The sequence below is a fragment of the Microbacterium sp. CFBP9023 genome (assembly GCF_034045055.1).
Classification (GTDB): domain Bacteria; phylum Actinomycetota; class Actinomycetes; order Actinomycetales; family Microbacteriaceae; genus Microbacterium.
Map to the genome: position 1 here is coordinate 55,111 of NZ_JAXCWI010000002.1, position 16,357 is coordinate 71,467.

The following is a 16,357-nucleotide window of genomic DNA, read 5'->3' on the forward strand; positions in this document are numbered from 1 at the left end:
TCATGGTCGCAGAGGCGCAGAACGTGCAGATCGATGGCCGCCGGCTGCGCATCACCAACCTCGACAAGGTCGTCTACCCCGAGACCGGCACCACGAAGGGCGAGATCATCGCCTACTACACGGCGATCGCGCCGCACCTCCTCCCTCTGCTCGCGGGCCGCCCCGTGACCCGCAAGCGCTGGGTGGAAGGGGTGGGGACCGCGGATGCTCCCGCCGACGCGTTCTTCACGAAGCAGCTCGAGCCGGGAGCTCCGGAATGGATCCCCCGACAGCCGATCCGGCACTCGGACGGCCCCAAGGAGTATCCCCTCGTCCAGGACGTTCCCACGCTGGTCTGGCTCGCGCAGGTCGCCGCGATCGAGCTGCACGTGCCGCAGTGGCGCTTCGCCTCCGACGGCATGCCGGGAAAGCCGGATCGGCTCGTCCTGGATCTCGACCCGGGCCCGGGGGTCGGGCTCGCCCAGTGCGCCGAGGTCGCACGGATCGCACGCAGCCTGCTCAGCGACATCGGACTCGATCCGGTGCCCGTGACCAGCGGAAGCAAAGGGATCCACCTCTACGCCGCCCTCCCCGGGCAGCAGACGAGCGCAGAGATATCCGCGGTCGTGAAGGAGATCGCCCGTCTGATCGAGACCGAGCATCCGGATCTCGCCACGAGCACGATGGCCAAGGCCGCGCGCGGCGGCAAGGTCTTTCTCGACTGGAGCCAGAACAACGGCAAGAAGACGACGATCTCGCCGTACTCGATGCGTGGTCGCGCGCACCCCTGGGTGGCGGCTCCGCGCACCTGGGACGAACTCGACGACCCCGACCTCGCGCAGCTCGACTTCGCGACGGTGCTCGAGCGTGCGGGTTCCGGGCAGGACCCCATCGCTCCGCTTCTCGCCGCCCAGGAGGGCACCCCGGACACCACCTCTGCGCCGGGCCCCCGCGTCGACGCACACGGCGCGAACTCGCATGCGAGCCGCCACCGCCCGCGGACGACCGGTGCGGCACCGCTGGCCTCGTCGTCTCCCCCCTCCATCTCCCCCATGCTGGCCGAGAACGGCACGCCCGCGATCGCCCGCACTCTGAGCTCGCCGTCGTGGGTGGAGGTGAAGTGGGACGGCATCAGGGCCATCGGAACCTGGGCGGACGGACGGATGCTGCTGCATGCCCGCAGCGGCACCGACATCACGGCCCGCTACCCCGAGCTGACTGCCGACGGCGCGCCGTTCCTGCCCGTGTCCGATGCGATCATCGATGGCGAGATCGTCGCGTTCGATGCGCAGGGCAGACCGAGCTTCTCGATGCTGCAGAACCGCATGCACCTGACCCGGCCCCGCGAGATCGAACGCGAGGTCGTGCGCACGCCCATCGTCTACATGGCTTTCGATCTGCTCCGCCTGAACGGTCACGACCTCAGCTCCATGGCGCTGTCGGAGCGACGGACCCTCCTCGAGGAGGTCGTCGCCGACCTCGATGCGCCGGTGCAGGTCCCACCCGTGTTCGACGATCTCGACGCCGCTCTCGCGGCGAGCGACGAGTTCGGCCTCGAGGGCGTCGTCGTCAAGGATCCGTCCTCGCGGTACCGTCCGGGCCAGCGCTCACCGGCCTGGCTGAAGATCAAGCACACCCGCATGCAGGAGGTCGTGATCGTCGGTATCCGCCCCGGCAAGGGCGACCGGGAGGGCACGTTCGGCTCCCTGCTGCTCGCGGTCCCCGAGTCCGGACGGCTGCGCTATGTCGGTCGCGTCGGCACGGGATTCACCGACCGGATGCTGCGCGACCTGCTGAGCCGGCTCGCTCCCCTGCGCACCGACTCCGCGCCCCTCGAGGACGTGCCCGCGCTCGATGCGTCGGATGCGCTCTGGGTCCGACCTGAGCTCGTCGGCGAGGTCGAGTTCGCGAACTGGACCCCGGACGGCGTTCTGCGTCACTCCCGTTGGCGGGGCCTCCGGCCGGATAAGACTCCCGACGAGGTGATCGTCGAGTCCTGACCGTCAGGCGTGGTGCGGTTGGCAGTCGGACTGCTCCGCGGGCTCGATCTGGAAGGTCGAGTGAGCGACGTCGAAGTGGTGCGACAGACACGACTGGAGGTCGCTCAGCAGCTTCGCCGAACGTCCATCGGCGAGGAGAGCCGGGTCGACGCTGACGTGCGCACTGAACACCGGAGCACCGCGAGTGAGCTGCCAGACGTGCACGTCATGCACGCCGACGACTCCGTCGTAGTCGAGGAGGTGCTGTCGGATCTCGCTGACCGCAGTGCCCTGGGGCGCTGATTCGGAGAGCACCGAGAACACCTCGCGGAGCAGCGCGATGGCTCGAGGGATGATGAGCACGGCGATCATGATCGACGCGAGCGCGTCGGCGGGCATCCATCCGGTCGTGACGATCACGATCGCTGCGATGATCACCATCGCCGACCCGATCAGGTCGCCCATCACCTCGAGGTAGGCGCCGCGGACGTTCATGCTGGTGCGCTGCGCGCGGCTCAGCAGCCACATCGAGATGGCGTTCGCGACAAGACCCACGACGGCGACGATGAGCATCAGCCCGCCGACCACCTCGGTCTCCCCCGGGTTGATCAGACGACCGATGGCCTCCACCCCCACCCACCCGGCGAGGAGGATAAGGATGATCGCGTTGATGAGCGCCCCGAATACCTCGGCGCGCTGGTATCCGAACGTGCGGCGGTCGTCGGCAGGTCGGGCGGCGACGGCCGCCGCGATGAGCGCGATCACCAGAGCCGAGGCGTCTGTGAACATGTGAGCCGCATCCGCCAGCAGCGCGAGAGAACCGGTCAGCAGTGCACCCACGATCTGCACGACCATGATCGTCGCGGTCAGTGTCAGCGAGATCGCCAGAAGACGGCGATGGTTCGCGGAGCGGATGCCGCCCGCGGCGGGCGCATGATCGTGCATGTCTCCAGGCTAGACCGGCTCGCACACCCGCCGGCGGGTCCCAGCCCAGTCGGGAATGGTGATGATTCTCAGTAACCGCGGGGCCGTCAGCGCTGGCGAGAGTACTCGAGCACGACGCACCCGTTGTCGAACGAGCGCACCTGGTCGAGACGGAACTGGGTCGGGGCGAAGGGGTGGCTCGCCATCGGGATGCCGGACCCCGCGATCGTCGGGTATTTCTTGACGATGAGGCGATCGATCTCGTCGAGAAGCACCCCGGCGAGCCCGGCCCCACCCGCGAGGTAGATGCCGAGGCCGGGTTCCGCCTTGAGCGCGCGGACCCGCGCGACAGGATCGGTGCGCACGATCTCGACGTTGGCTTCGCCCGGATCGTCCAGCGAGCGACTGAACACGACGGTCCGCAACTGCGAGTACGGGTCTGTGATGCCGACCTGCAGTGCGGGTTCGTACGTCCGACGCCCCATCACGACGGTGTCGAAGCGGGTGACCGCTGCGCTTGCGCCGCCCCGCGCCGCGCGCACATGCGCAGGCTGGATGTCGGGGAGTTCCGTGCCGAGAGCGTCGGCGAACGCAGCGGTCACGGGGAAGAAATCGACCTCGTCGTCCGGGCCGGCGATGAATCCGTCGAGCGTGACGCCGACGTGGTAGGTGAGTTCTCGCATGTCGTCAGAGTAACCACTACGCATGAAGTACGTCAACCGTAGTGAATACCGCCGACTCAGAGAGCGGCGAGCAACGGCAGCAGTTCCGCGAACGCGCGCGCACGGTGCGACTGCGCCTGCTTCTCGCCGGCAGTGAAATCGCCGACCGTGCGCTCCGCCCCCTCGGGCTGTCCGTCCGGGACGAAGATGGGGTCGTAACCGAATCCGCCGCCTCCGGATGCTTCGCGCGCGAGACGTCCCGGCCAGTTCCCGACGACCACGTGCTCGGCTCCGTCCGGAGTCACGAGCGCGATCGTCGAGTTGAAGTGAGCAGCGCGGTGAGGATCCGCGATGTCGCGCAGCTGGTCGAGCAGCAGCTCGAGGTTCGCCGCGGCATCCTTCTTCTGCCCCGCCCAATAGGCCGAGAAGACACCGGGCGACCCGCCCAGCACGTCGACGCAGATGCCGGAGTCGTCGGCGAGCGCCGCGAGTCCCGTGTGCGCCGACGCGGCGCGAGCCTTGATCAGCGCGTTCTCCGCGAACGTGACACCGTCCTCGACGGGCTCCGGTCCGTCATACGCGACGATCTCGAGATCAGGGCGAGCGGATGCCACGATCTGTTGGAACTCCGCGACCTTGTGCGGATTGTGCGTGGCGAGGACGACCTTCATCAGCCCGCGAGCGCCTTCAGCTGGTGATCCTTCAGGTCGGCGCAGCCCGCGACGCCCAGGTCGAGCAGGGCGTCGAGCTCGCGCTTGTCGAACGGCGCTCCTTCAGCCGTGCCCTGCACCTCGACGAAGAGCCCGCGGCCCGTGACCACGATGTTCATGTCGGTCTCGGCGCGGACGTCCTCGACATATGCCAGATCCAGCATGGGCTCGCCGTCGATGATCCCGACCGAGATCGCAGCCACGGAGTCGAGCAACGGCGTCGCGTTCTTGCCGATGAACTTCTTCTCGCGTCCCCACTCGATCGCATCTGCGAGGGCGACGTACGCTCCGGTGATCGCGGCGGTGCGGGTGCCTCCGTCGGCCTGCAGCACGTCGCAGTCGATCACGATCGTGTTCTCACCCAGCGCCTTGGTGTCGACCACTGCGCGCAGAGCACGGCCGATCAGCCGCGAGATCTCGTGCGTGCGTCCGCCGATGCGCCCCTTGACGCTCTCCCGGTCGTTGCGGCTGTTGGTCGCACGGGGCAGCATCGAGTACTCCGCCGTCACCCACCCCTTGCCCTTGCCGGTCAGCCAGCGAGGAACGCCATTCGTGAATGATGCCGTGCACAGCACCTTGGTTCCGCCGAAGCTGATCAGAGCCGAGCCCTCGGCGTGGCTGCTCCACCCGCGCTCGATCGTGATCTCGCGGAGCTGGTCGGCGGAACGGCCGTCGGCGCGGACGATGCTGGTCATGGGATTCCTTCGGTGGAGGCGGATGAAGCGGATGCTGCGGTCGGGCTACTGTCCGGGGACAGGCTCCGGAAGCGTGATGACACCGGTCTGCACGAGCTGCACGTCGCGCACCTCCCGGCCCATCAGGCGGTTGGCGAGGGCGGTGAACTCGGTCGTCGAGTCCCCCGTCGCCTCGTAGACGTACGTGGCCGTGGCGTCGGGAGACGCGAGAAGATCGCCTCGCACGAGCTGGCGATAGACATCCCCGGCGGTCTCGTCATCACTCGAGACGAGGGTCACCCCCTCCCCCATCACGTAGCTGATCGCGCCACGCAGGAAGGGGTAATGGGTGCAGCCGAGAACGAGTGTGTCGACATCCGCCTCGCGGAGCGGCGCGAGGTACTCCTCGGCGGTGGCGAGCACTTCAGGCGTGCCGGTGATGCCCCCCTCGACGAACTCGACGAAGCGCGGGCACGCCGCGGTGAAGACCTCGAGCCGTTCGTTCACCTCGAGCATGTCCTGGTAGGCGCGGGAGCCGATCGTCCCCACGGTGCCGATGACCCCGACGCGGCCGTTGCGAGTCGTCGACACGGCTCGTCGCACTGCCGGGCCGATCACCTCGACGACCGGAATGTCGTAGCGCTCTCTGGCGTCGCGCAGCATGGCCGCCGATGCCGTGTTGCAGGCGATCACGAGCATCTTGACGCCCTGGTCGACCAGGGAATCGAGCACTTCGAGGCTGTAGCGCCGCACGTCCGCGATCGGCTTGGGGCCATAGGGCGAGTGAGCCGTGTCACCGATGTAGACGAACGATTCCCGGGGCAGCTGGGCTCGGATGGCCCGGGCCACCGTGAGTCCGCCGACACCGGAGTCGAAGATTCCGATCGGGGCGTCGTTCATGACTACCCAGCCTACCCGCGTGCGGCGCGCGTCACGCTCAGCGACCCGGACGGCTCCCCTCACTAAGCTGAGCGGATGACGACGTCCACGGCGCTTCTGACCGATCGTTACGAACTGACCATGCTCGCCGCCGCACTGCGCGACGGCACCGCATCACGGCCGAGCGTGTTCGAACTGTTCTCACGCAGGTTGTCGGGAGGACGACGTTTCGGAGTCGTCGCCGGTACCGGTCGGCTCCTCACGCTGCTGCGACAGTTCCGCTTCGAGGATGACGAACTGCGATTCCTGCGTGACAACCAGGTGGTGGATGCCGAGTCCCTGACGTACCTCGAGAACTACCGCTTCACCGGCTCCATCCGTGGCTACCGCGAGGGCGAGCTGTACTTCCCCGGCTCCCCCATCCTCACGGTCGAGGGCAGCTTCGCCGACGCTGTCGTGCTCGAGACCCTGGCTCTCAGCGTGCTCAACCACGACTCCGCCGTCGCCACCGCCGCCTCCCGCATGAGCATCGCGGCGGGCGAGCGTCCGCTGGCCGAGATGGGCTCTCGGCGTGCCGCAGAGCAGTCCGCCGTCGCAGCCGCGCGAGCGGCCTACATCGCCGGTTTCCGGGCCACGAGCAATCTCGAGGCCGGACGACGCTGGGGTATCCCTACCATGGGCACGGCCGCGCACTCCTGGACCCTGCTGCACGAGACCGAAGAGGAGGCGTTCCGCTCGCAGATCGACTCTCTGGGAACCGACACCACCCTGCTCGTCGACACCTACGACATCCGCGCCGGGGTCGAGACGGCCATCCGCGTCGCAGGTACGGGACTCGGCGGCGTGCGGATCGACTCGGGTGACCTGCCGATCGTCGCCGCCGAGGTGCGGGCGCAGCTCGACGAGCTCGGTGCGACCGGAACACGCATCACGGTCACGAGCGATCTCGACGAGTATGCAATCGCCGCGCTGGCCGCGTCGCCCGTCGACGCTTACGGCGTGGGCACGTCGGTGGTCACGGGATCCGGATACCCCACCGCGAGCATGGTCTACAAGCTCGTGGCGCGGCAGGACTCGGACGGCGCATGGATCGGCGTCGCGAAGGCGTCGACCGACAAGGCATCGCACGGCGGGCGCAAAGCGGCGTTCCGCACCCTCATCGACGGGGTGGCGGAGGCAGAGACCGTCGTCGTCTCCGACGGATTCGAGGAACTCGACACCCCGGCCGAGCATTCGGACGGGCGGGCGCTGCAGACGACCTTCGTCGAGAACGGCGAGATCGATGACTCGTTCGAAGGACCCGAGGGAACGGCCTCTGCCCGAGCGCACCATCTGCGGGTGCGGGAGGAGCTTCCGGTCAGAGCGCTCGCCCTGAGCAAGTCCGACCCGGCGATCCCCACCGTCTACGTCGACGCGAGCTGACGCGGCCGAGGCGGTTCAGTTCAGCCGACCATCGATTCGTAGATCTCCTTGCACGTGGGGCAGATCGGGAACTTCTCCGGATCACGGCCCGGCGTCCACTTCTTGCCGCACAGCGCACGCACCGGCTTACCGGTGATCGCCGATTCGAGGATCTTGTCCTTCTTGACGTAATGGGAGAAGCGCTCGTGGTCGCCCGGCTCGACATTCTCCTCGCGGAGGAGTTCTTCCAGTTCGCGATCAAGCGTTGCCACGCCGCCCTGATCGGGGCTGTCCAGCGGAGTACTCATGCCGAGAGTCTAGCCTCGGACGCACCCGGTTGGGCGGTCGTCACGCGGTCTCGACGAACTCCATCAGTCGCTCGCCCTCATGCTCGAAGATCCGCCCGCCGACGCCGACACCGATCGCGAAGAGCGCCACCCCTGTCGCGAGTCCGGCCCAGAACGTCGCGGGGGCGAACTGCGATCCCTCGAGCATCGTGAGCACGAGCAGCCAGATGGTCGGCACGCTCACGAGGATCGCTCCGAGGAACGCCGCAGCAGGACCGTACGCGCCACGCGACGTCGGCCGCTGAGGCTGCTGGAACGGGCTGTCTCCGGGACGCGACACGGCGTACGGCGCGATGACAGAGACGATGCTCGAGAAGCCGAGCGCCGACAGCAGCAGGCTGGCCCCGAGGCCGGTGAGGGGCAGAAGGAGACGCCAGTCATCGATCCAGAGCATCGTGAGAGGCACAGCGATCGCGAGCACGGGAACGGCCACGAGCATCACCGGGACGAGTCGGCCCAGACGATCGGGGATGCCGCGCACGCCGCTCGCCACGTGCGTCCACAGTGCGGTGGAGTCGTAGGCGACATCGTTGTGCGGCAGCCAGCCGAAGAACAGGGCCATCACCGGAACGGGCACGAGAGCGGCGATCTCGAGCGGCACGCCCGCGACGAGGAGTGGCAGGACGGACAGCACGCCGGCGATCGGGACCACGATGAGATTCATGATGTAGCGGCGGTCACGCAGCCAGTAGACGAGGCTGCGAGACGCGATCGCACCGAAGGCGTTCGACGGAAGCAGGCCGAACCAGCCGAGACCGGAGCGCTCGCGAGAGGCCACAGGACGCTCGGTCGTGGTGAGCAGTCTGCGAACCAGCCACGACCACACCGCCCAGAGCACCACCGCGGTGAGGAGGGCCACGATCCCGCTGATCCAGTTGCCGGCATCGTCATCCGTCGCGAACGAGAACAGGAACCTCGACGATGCGGCGAAAGGGGTGAACCCGATCGTCGCCGTCAGTGCCCCCACTGCGGCGGGGACCTGCCCGTCCCACTTGAGCGAGGCGAGGAACACGGCCACGGGGAATGCGATCACGATCACGGCCAGCGCGAAGAGGGCGGTGAGCTCGCGCGATCGACGCTCCGGCAGCAGCAGCGCGTTCACCGCCATGCCGATACGCGCCGCAAGCACCGTCGAGAACAGGCAGACGACGCTCATCAGCACCGCGATGAACCACGGCGCTCCGAGCCTGATCGCCACGATGCACACGCTGATGTTCACAGCGATGAGAGCCAGGCTGGGAACGCTGACGAGTGAGGCGAGCGCGAGGATCCATGGCATCTGCCGCTCGTCGACCCCGAACACGGCGAATCTGCGGGGATCCAGCTGATCCACGGCACCCACGAGGATGGGACCCACCAGGAATCCCAGGAGCAGTGCCGCGCTGCCGAGGACGATGACCGTGCGCGCGACAGCGACGGGTGCGTCGTCGAGGCTGAGGATCGCCGCGCAGACCACACCCGTGAGAATCGCCACGACGGCGAGCATGATGAGCGTCCGTACCCGACGTTCGCCGCGGAGCGATCCGATCAGGAGCGCTGCTCTCAGTCGGAGAACGTGTGCAGCCACTCGAGCCCCTCCACCTCGCCGATGCCACCGGACAGCTCGACGAACCGCGCTTCGAGCGTCTGGCCTGCGCGGACCTCGTCGATGGTGCCCTCGGCGAGCACTTCTCCCCCGACGATGATCGCGACGCGCGAGCAGACCCGCTCGACGAGATCCATCCCGTGGCTCGAGAGCACCACCGTTCCGCCGTGCGCGACATAGGCGCGCAGAATGTCGAGGATGACCGCGGAGGACACCGGATCGACGGCCTCGAACGGCTCATCGAGCACCAGGACCCTCGGCGAGTGGATCATGGCTCCCGCGAGCATGATCTTCTTGGTCATACCGGCCGAATAGTCGGAGACGACGCGATTGAGCGCCTCTCCGAGATCGAACGCGCGCGCGAGATCGGCGACGCGCTTCTCGATGACCGCCGAGGCGAGCCCCCGCAGGAGCCCGTAGTAGTAGAGCAGCTGCCGCCCGGTGAGTCGATCGAACGTGCGGAGCCGGTCGGGCAGCACACCCATCATGCGTTTCGCGGCAAGAGGCTTCGCCGACTGATCGATGCCGCAGATCACGATGTCGCCTGCATCGGCGCGCAGCAGCCCGGCGACGATCGACAGGGTCGTCGTCTTGCCGGCGCCGTTGGGACCGACGATGCCGTAGAACGAACCTGCAGGCACCGTCAGGTCGATGCCGTTGACCGCGGTGTGATCCCCGAAGTTCTTGACGAGGCCCCGAATGCGGATGGCCTCCGCACCGGAGGCCGCCTCGACTCCGGTGACAGCCTCCTCGGTCGCGTCCGCATCGGACACCGGCTCGGAGATCTCGGATGTCGTGCTCTCGTCGGCGGATGCCGTTTCTGCAGACGCGGTGGCGTCGGCGACGTCCGCCGTCGCGTCGTCGACCGGCGTGGCGTCGTCGACCGGCGTGGCGTCGTCGACCGGCGTCGCGTCGACAACCGGTGCGGCGTCGTTCATAGGGGTCTCCTCCGCCGGAGCGGGCAGATCTGTCTTCGCCCCCTCGGCTGCAGCCTCAGGCTCGTCTCCCTGAACGTGGGCAGGAGCCGGCATCTCGATCTCGATCGCCGCTTCGCTCTCGACCTGAGCGTCCGCCTCGGCCTCGGCCTCGGCCTTGGCCCTGGCCCTGGCCGCAGCAGCCTTCGCGGCAGCTGTCTTCGCCGCGGCGGACTTCGCGGCCGCGGCCTTGGCCGCCGTGGTCTTCGCCGCGGAAGTGCGTGCTGCGGACTTCGCCGACGCGCTCTTCTCCACCGCAGCCTTGGCGGCGACCGTCTTCGCCGCGGCCGCCCTGGCGGCCGGAGTGGATCCCTGCGCGGCTGAGGTCTTCGCAGCAGCGGTCTTCGCCGCAGCCGTCTTCGCGGCGGTGGTCCTCGCAGCGGTGGTCTTCGCAGCGGCGGATCGCGCCGATGACGTCTTCGCCCCAGCCGCGCGGGCGGTCGTGCCGCGGGTCGCGTTCTTGGCGGCAGTCGTGCGAGCGGCGGTGGTCTTCTTCGATGCCGCCGATCGCGGAGCGCCGCTCTCGGTGGTCCGGTCGATCTTCAGCGCCGGTTCGGCGACCACCTCGACGGTGACCGCGGCCTTGTCCGCCGCAGCTTTGGAGGGAACGCGCGCTCCACCCGTCTTCTTGGCAGGCGTCGCGCGAGCGGAAGTCTTCTTCGGGGCGGCGGGCGTGGCGTCGACCGCCTGAGCAGCGGGATCGTCGGGGGAAGAAGCAGTCACCGTCCTACGGTATCAACGGGGGCAGGATTTCTTCGGGTCACCGCAACATTTCGCCGACCTGGTGAACCCGTTGGACATTTCACTCCGGATCTGGACGAATCTGAGTGTTGGGTGTGTACTGGATCACGAATTGGCCACAGCGATGTCAACCCCCGCGGGTTCTCAGGCGGGATCGCTAGCATGGCTCTCGGCACGACGAAGTGTCCGGTCGGTGAACCGACCATGAACACATACTTCATTTAGGAGCACTCGTGACTCTTCAGACCGTCATCCTCGCAGCAGGCATGGGCTCACGCCTCGGCCGCGCGCTGCCGAAGCCGCTCACGGAGTTGAGCGACGGCCGCACGATCATGCGCCAGCAGCACGACAACATCCGCGCCGCCTTCGGATCGGACGCCCGCATCACCGCCGTCGTCGGGTACCGCGCAGAGACCATCATCGAGGCGTTCCCGAACGTCAATTACGTGCACAACGAGCGCTACGACGAGACCAACACGTCGAAGAGCCTGTTGCGCGCTCTCGGCGCCACCGGCAAGTCGGGCGTGCTCTGGATGAACGGCGACGTGGTGTTCGACCCGATGATCTTGGGCCGCGCTGCGGCCTACATCGAGCGCGACCAGTCCTTCGTCACGGTGAACACCTCCAAAGTCAGCGACGAGGAGGTGAAGTACACGGTCACGGCCGAGGGCTTCATCAACGAGCTGTCGAAGACCGTCAAGGGCGGTCTCGGTGAGGCTGTGGGCATCAACTACATCTCCTCCGCAGACAAGAAGGCGTTCATGCGCCAGTTGCAGCGCGTCGAAGACCAGGACTACTTCGAGCGCGGCCTCGAGCTCGCGATCGCCGAAGACGGCCTGCTCCTCGAGCCGATGGACGTCTCCGATCTCTACGCGGTCGAGGTCGACTTCGCCGAGGACCTCGAGCGGGCGAACCTGTTCGTCTGATCGCCTTCCACGAAAGCCCGGCCCCGTCAAGGGAGCCGGGCTTTCGGCTTTTTCGCGGCCTGGCTTCCTAGGATCGATCCATGGCCCCCAAGGTGCACAAGATCCACTCCCTCCCCGACGACGCCGCGTGGGACAGGGGGGTGCCGCCCGTCGGCTCGGCCGAGCATCCGCTGATGGTCCGCGGGCTGGACCGCGTTCTCGCGATCCAGCGCCCGCTCGTGCTGGCGCACATCCGCAGCATCCGCCTGCGCAACCCGCACGCTTCGCCCGAGCAGATCATCCGCATCCTCGAGCGGCGCTATCTCGCGGCGGTGACCACGGGCGGCGCGGCGGTCGGAGCGACCGCCGTCGTGCCGGGGATCGGCACCGGCATCACGCTCGCCCTCTCCGGAGTCGAGACGGTGGGCTTCGTCGAATCGACGGCGCTCTTCGCGCAGTCCGTCGCAGAGGTCCATGGCATCGCGGTGTCGAACCCCGACCGGGCCCGCGCGCTGGTGATGACCCTCATGCTCGGCAAGGAGGGCGTGGCCCTCGTCGGACAGCTGGCAGGCGAGGCCACCGGCCGCGGCGGCTCGAGGTCGTCGTACTGGGGCGAGATGGTGACGAAGTCGTTGCCGCGCGCTGCCGTCGGCCCCCTCGTGGATCGACTGAAGAGCATGTTCGTGAAGCAGTTCGCGGCGAAGGGCGGTGCCTCGTTCATCGGGAAGGCACTGCCGTTCGGCGTCGGCGCGGCCGTCGGAGGCGCGGGCAACCACATTCTCGGACGCCGCGTGCTGACGACGTCGCACCACGCATTCGGAGCGGCACCTCTGGACATGCCGCTCGAGCTGGAGCCCGTCGCCGGCGCAGAGAAGATGGAGCTGCGAATGCTGCACGGTGCCCAGTTCGTCGGGGGCGCCGTGGCCGGAGCGGCCGGATCGGCGGTCCGCGGCGTCGGCTGGGCGGGACGCAAGATCGCGTCGGTCGGACGTGGCCGCAACAAGGACGTCGGCGAGATCGAGCAGGCCGGCACCCACGACCTGCCGGGCACGCTCGGTGCCGAACACCGCGAGTGACGGCCGCCCTCGGGACACGCGGGGTTCACGAGAGCCGCCAAAGGATCTGACGACCCGTTGTAGCGAGCATCCAACGGACGGGGCCACCGCGACGATAGGGTGGAATCCGTGACGGACAAGCCCGAACTCTCGACCACCGCCGGCAGAATCGCAGACCTCCGCGCTCGCTACAACGAAGCCGTTGTCGACGCCGAGAAGGTCGCGCAGGAGAAGCAGCACGCCAAGGGCAAGATGACCGCCCGCGAGCGCATCGAACTGCTCGTCGACCCCGGAAGCTTCGTCGAGTTCGACGAGTACGTGCGCCATCGCACCACCGCGTTCGGCATGGATCGCAACCGGCCCTACGGCGATTCCGTCGTGACGGGTGTGGGCACGATCCACGGCCGCACGGTCGCGGTGTACTCGCAGGACTTCACCACGTTCGGCGGATCTCTCGGCGAGGTCTCCGGCGACAAGATCATCAAGATCATGGAGTTCGCGCTGTCGGGCGGTATGCCGATCATCGGCATCCTCGACTCCGGCGGAGCCCGGATCCAGGAGGGCGTGCTCGCCCTCAGCAAGTACGGCGAGATCTTCCGCCTGAACACTCGGTCGTCGGGGGTCATCCCGCAGATCTCGATCATCATGGGCCCGGCCGCCGGTGGAGCCGTCTACGGCCCCGCTCTGACGGACTTCGTGATCATGGTCGACAAGACCAGCCAGATGTTCGTGACCGGTCCGGACGTCATCAAGACGGTCACCGGCGAGGACGTCGGCATGGAGGAGCTCGGAGGAGCCCTCACGCACAACACTCGCTCGGGTGTCGCGCACTACCTCGCCGAGGACGAGGACGACGCGATCGACTACGCCCGCACGCTCCTCGGCTTCCTCCCCGACAACAACATGGCGGAGATCCCCGCGTACGAGAGCGGCTTCGAGTGGGAGACCACGGATGCCGATCGCTCTCTGAACACGATCACCCCCGACTCCCCCAATCAGCCGTACGACATCCACACGGTCATCGAGCACGTCGTCGACGCGGGAGACTTCATCGAGGTCCAGCCGCTTTTCGCGCCGAACATCGTGATCGGCTTCGGCCGGGTCGAAGGGCGCTCGGTCGGGATCATCGCCAACCAGCCGTCCCAGATGGCCGGAACGCTCAACATCGAGGCGGGTGAGAAGGCCAGCCGATTCGTGCGGTTCTGCGACGCGTTCTCGATCCCTATCGTCACGCTCGTCGACGTGCCCGGGTATCTCCCCGGTACCGATCAGGAGTGGACCGGCGTGATCCGCCGCGGCGCCAAGCTCATCTACGCCTACGCGGAAGCGACCGTGCCGCTGGTCACGGTCATCCTGCGCAAGGCCTACGGCGGCGCCTACATCGTGATGGGATCGAAGCAGCTGGGCGCCGATGTCAACCTCGCCTGGCCGACGGCGGAGATCGCCGTGATGGGCGGCCAGGGTGCGGTCAACATCCTCTACCGCGGCGAGATCAAGCGTGCCGAAGAGGCCGGCGAGGACGTCGCCGCCGTGCGCACGCGGCTCGCGAACGAGTACACCTACAGCGTGACCTCGCCGTTCCTCGCCGCCGAACGCGGCGAGATCGACGGCATCATCGAACCGGCGAACACCCGAGTCTCGATCGCCAAGGCGCTCCGAGCCCTCCGCGGGAAGCGCGCCGAGCTGCCCCCCAAGAAGCACGGGAACATCCCGCTGTGACCGAGCCCGCGACGTCGGACGAGCGCCAGCTCCCGACGATGGAGATCACCCGGGGCGTTGCGACCGAGGAGGAGCTCGCCGCTCTCATCGCCGTGGTGAGCGACGCCTACTCGCAGGAGGCGGCGGATGCCGTGGCCGAGGAGCCTCGTGTATCGGCGTGGGCCCGCACCCAGCGACCGCTGCGACGCGCACTGCGACGAGACATCCCGTGGGGCCGCTTCGCACGCTGACGCCCTCGCATCGGAGAGTCTGCGAGACCCGGAGCCCCCCAGCTACCGGGCCACGCAGACGACCCTCCGATTGATGCGGGGCCGTCGCCCCTGGCACCTGTAAACCCCAGACGGCGCATCTCTTCGATAATACATCGACTGGAGTAATCACTGAGGGCGCTCCAACCGATATACCGGTATGCGAATTGATGGCTCCGTTCAATCCTCGAGGTAGAGGTCGGATGCTCGAGGCGTGAGCACCGCGTCGAGCACGACGCAGGCGGCCCCCACGGCACCGACATCCTCTCCCACCACCGCGCTGTCGACGCGCAAGGCCCGAACCGACCTCGTCGCACTGCGACGGTTCAGCTGCTCTGGGATCTCGCGCAGATAGACCTCGGACAGAGGGGCGCAGAACGGCCCGCCGAGCACCACACGATCGACATCGAGGATGTTCGTGAGCACCGAGATCAGCACTGCGAGATGTTCGGCAGAGCGACGCAGAACGCCCAGTGCGCGGATCTCGCCCGCGGAAGCGAGCTCGCACAGACGGGCGAACCGCTCCTCCACTCCGCGCGCACCTCCGTCGTCCGGCTCATCGCGGAACACCCCGGCCGCCTCCGCCTGCTCGACGATCGCCTGCGGGGTGCATACCACTTCGACGCATCCTCGCGAGCCGCACGCGCAGGGCGGCCCGTCTGGGTCGACCATGATGTGGCCGATCTCGCCGAAGTTGTGGGTGCTGCCTGTGACCACAACCCCCTCACGCGCTGCGGCGGCCCCGAGCCCCGTGCCGAGGTAGACGAACAGGAACGAGTCCTCGGCTGTCGCGGAGCCGGTCCACAGCTCCCCCACTGCGGCGGCAGTGGTGTCCTTCTCCAGCGTGACTTCGAAGCCCGTCGCTTCTGCGAGAACGGAACGCAGCGGCACCCGATGCCATCCGTCGAGCTTCGGGGGGTCCACCACCGTGCCCTTCGCCGCGTCGAGCGGCCCGGGGGCAGCGACGCCGACCCCGGCGACGAGTGCGCGATCGATGCCGGCCTCGTCGACGAGGCCATCGATCGTCTGCGCCATCGTCTCGACGATGCGGTGCGGGTCCCGGTCGTGCGTGCGCACGACTCGTCGTGCGATCACCGCACCGGACATGTTCAGCAGCACGAAGGTGATCACCGACGGGTCGAGATGCACCCCCACCGAGAAACGACTCTCCGCGACCAGGCGCAGCGTGACTCGCGGCTTGCCGGGCCCGTTGATGGTCCGCCCTGCTTCGGTGATCAGCCCCTCGTCGAGAAGGCGACGGGTGATGTTCGTGATCGTCTGCGCCGAGAGGCCGGTCGCATCGACGAGCTCGATCCGGCTGAGTCCCTCTCCGGACCGGCGGATGGCCTCGAGGATGACGGACTGGTTGAAGTCACCCATGCGGGGGAGATTGGTTCCGCGACGCATTCCCATGCCTCATCATCTCGCACCGGCGTCGATTCCGTGTCCCCCAAAATACCTACAGACAACGACTTGACTAACCATGAGACTGAGTAAGACGCTTCGCGTTCGGCTGGTCTCTCTGTCCCAGGGTAGATAGACGCAGACCGGCCACCAGCGGACGGTTTTCGGGTA

General features: G+C 67.8%; 15 protein-coding genes. 6 read left to right on the forward strand and 9 right to left on the reverse strand.

The window, feature by feature from the left end:
• Positions 1-2: 2 nt before the first annotated feature.
• Entirely contained in the window at positions 3-1,979 is a 1,977-nt protein-coding gene (gene ligD, locus SOM10_RS10545) for a non-homologous end-joining DNA ligase (protein ID WP_320489897.1), read from the forward strand.
• A gap of 3 nt (positions 1,980-1,982) precedes the next feature.
• Here the strand turns inward: ligD and SOM10_RS10550 are convergent, their stop codons facing one another.
• The 5 genes from SOM10_RS10550 to murI form a co-directional block, all read right to left on the reverse strand.
• Complete coding sequence (locus SOM10_RS10550; RefSeq protein WP_053096956.1) at positions 1,983-2,903, reverse strand: cation diffusion facilitator family transporter; 921 nt, start codon at positions 2,901-2,903, stop codon at positions 1,983-1,985.
• Between the two features lie 86 nt (positions 2,904-2,989).
• Positions 2,990-3,565, reverse strand: a complete 576-nt coding sequence (locus tag SOM10_RS10555) for a dihydrofolate reductase family protein (RefSeq protein ID WP_320489900.1) — start codon at positions 3,563-3,565, stop codon at positions 2,990-2,992.
• Between the two features lie 56 nt (positions 3,566-3,621).
• The gene (rdgB, locus tag SOM10_RS10560) at positions 3,622-4,215 is read right to left on the reverse strand and encodes an RdgB/HAM1 family non-canonical purine NTP pyrophosphatase (protein WP_320489902.1); all 594 of its coding nucleotides are present in this window, start codon (positions 4,213-4,215) and stop codon (positions 3,622-3,624) included.
• Complete coding sequence (rph, locus tag SOM10_RS10565) at positions 4,215-4,949, reverse strand: ribonuclease PH (protein WP_320489903.1); 735 nt, start codon at positions 4,947-4,949, stop codon at positions 4,215-4,217. Before rph ends, rdgB begins: the two co-directional genes overlap by 1 nt.
• Positions 4,950-4,994: 45 nt before the next feature.
• Entirely contained in the window at positions 4,995-5,828 is an 834-nt protein-coding gene (gene murI / locus SOM10_RS10570; protein ID WP_053096961.1) for a glutamate racemase, read from the reverse strand.
• A gap of 75 nt (positions 5,829-5,903) precedes the next feature.
• On the opposite strand from murI, the gene SOM10_RS10575 reads away from it, so the two are divergent.
• Positions 5,904-7,229: a nicotinate phosphoribosyltransferase gene (locus tag SOM10_RS10575; protein WP_320489904.1), complete on the forward strand. Its 1,326-nt coding sequence runs from the start codon at positions 5,904-5,906 to the stop codon at positions 7,227-7,229.
• A 20-nt stretch (positions 7,230-7,249) separates the two neighbouring features.
• Here the strand turns inward: SOM10_RS10575 and SOM10_RS10580 are convergent, their stop codons facing one another.
• Genes SOM10_RS10580 through SOM10_RS10590 form a run of 3 tightly spaced genes read right to left on the reverse strand, consistent with a single transcriptional unit; the run spans position 7,250 to position 10,837 of the window.
• On the reverse strand, positions 7,250-7,516 hold the full coding sequence (locus SOM10_RS10580; RefSeq protein WP_053096965.1) for a DUF3039 domain-containing protein: 267 nt from the start codon (positions 7,514-7,516) through the stop codon (positions 7,250-7,252).
• Positions 7,517-7,556: 40 nt separating this feature from the next.
• Positions 7,557-9,122, reverse strand: a complete 1,566-nt coding sequence (locus SOM10_RS10585) for a hypothetical protein (protein WP_053096967.1) — start codon at positions 9,120-9,122, stop codon at positions 7,557-7,559.
• On the reverse strand, positions 9,098-10,837 hold the full coding sequence (locus SOM10_RS10590) for an ABC transporter ATP-binding protein (protein ID WP_320489906.1): 1,740 nt from the start codon (positions 10,835-10,837) through the stop codon (positions 9,098-9,100). Before SOM10_RS10590 ends, SOM10_RS10585 begins: the two co-directional genes overlap by 25 nt.
• Positions 10,838-11,088: 251 nt before the next feature.
• Between SOM10_RS10590 and SOM10_RS10595 the strand changes: the two genes are divergently transcribed.
• The 4 genes from SOM10_RS10595 (at position 11,089) to SOM10_RS10610 (ending at position 14,764) form a co-directional block, all read left to right on the forward strand.
• Positions 11,089-11,781, forward strand: a complete 693-nt coding sequence (locus SOM10_RS10595; protein WP_053096968.1) for an NTP transferase domain-containing protein — start codon at positions 11,089-11,091, stop codon at positions 11,779-11,781.
• An 80-nt stretch (positions 11,782-11,861) separates the two neighbouring features.
• Positions 11,862-12,836 carry a hypothetical protein gene (locus tag SOM10_RS10600; RefSeq protein WP_056280098.1) on the forward strand — a complete coding sequence of 325 codons (975 nt, stop codon included), beginning with the start codon at positions 11,862-11,864 and terminating at the stop codon, positions 12,834-12,836.
• Between the two features lie 108 nt (positions 12,837-12,944).
• The gene (locus SOM10_RS10605; protein ID WP_414683576.1) at positions 12,945-14,534 is read left to right on the forward strand and encodes an acyl-CoA carboxylase subunit beta; all 1,590 of its coding nucleotides are present in this window, start codon (positions 12,945-12,947) and stop codon (positions 14,532-14,534) included.
• Positions 14,531-14,764 (forward strand): acyl-CoA carboxylase subunit epsilon, encoded by a 234-nt coding sequence (locus tag SOM10_RS10610; protein WP_308418038.1) that lies wholly within the window; start codon positions 14,531-14,533, stop codon positions 14,762-14,764. The genes SOM10_RS10605 and SOM10_RS10610 overlap by 4 nt, the downstream gene beginning before the upstream one ends.
• Before the next feature lie 198 nt (positions 14,765-14,962).
• On the opposite strand, the gene SOM10_RS10615 is transcribed toward SOM10_RS10610, so the two are convergent.
• Entirely contained in the window at positions 14,963-16,162 is a 1,200-nt protein-coding gene (locus tag SOM10_RS10615) for an ROK family transcriptional regulator (protein WP_053096975.1), read from the reverse strand.
• Positions 16,163-16,357 lie beyond the last annotated feature (195 nt).

Excerpts from the sequence above, each read along its gene's own strand:
- SOM10_RS10600 (WP_056280098.1), top strand. The coding sequence starts at position 11,862 with ATGGCCCCCAAGGTGCACAAGATCCACTCCCTCCCCGACGACGCCGCG.
- ligD (WP_320489897.1), top strand. The coding sequence starts at position 3 with ATGGTCGCAGAGGCGCAGAACGTGCAGATCGATGGCCGCCGGCTGCGC.
- rdgB (WP_320489902.1), bottom strand. The coding sequence starts at position 4,215 with ATGAAGGTCGTCCTCGCCACGCACAATCCGCACAAGGTCGCGGAGTTC.
- SOM10_RS10580 (WP_053096965.1), bottom strand. The coding sequence starts at position 7,516 with ATGAGTACTCCGCTGGACAGCCCCGATCAGGGCGGCGTGGCAACGCTT.
- SOM10_RS10615 (WP_053096975.1), bottom strand. The coding sequence starts at position 16,162 with ATGGGTGACTTCAACCAGTCCGTCATCCTCGAGGCCATCCGCCGGTCC.
- murI (WP_053096961.1), bottom strand. The coding sequence starts at position 5,828 with ATGAACGACGCCCCGATCGGAATCTTCGACTCCGGTGTCGGCGGACTC.
- SOM10_RS10550 (WP_053096956.1), bottom strand. The coding sequence starts at position 2,903 with ATGCACGATCATGCGCCCGCCGCGGGCGGCATCCGCTCCGCGAACCAT.
- SOM10_RS10555 (WP_320489900.1), bottom strand. The coding sequence starts at position 3,565 with ATGCGAGAACTCACCTACCACGTCGGCGTCACGCTCGACGGATTCATC.
- SOM10_RS10575 (WP_320489904.1), top strand. The coding sequence starts at position 5,904 with ATGACGACGTCCACGGCGCTTCTGACCGATCGTTACGAACTGACCATG.
- rph (WP_320489903.1), bottom strand. The coding sequence starts at position 4,949 with ATGACCAGCATCGTCCGCGCCGACGGCCGTTCCGCCGACCAGCTCCGC.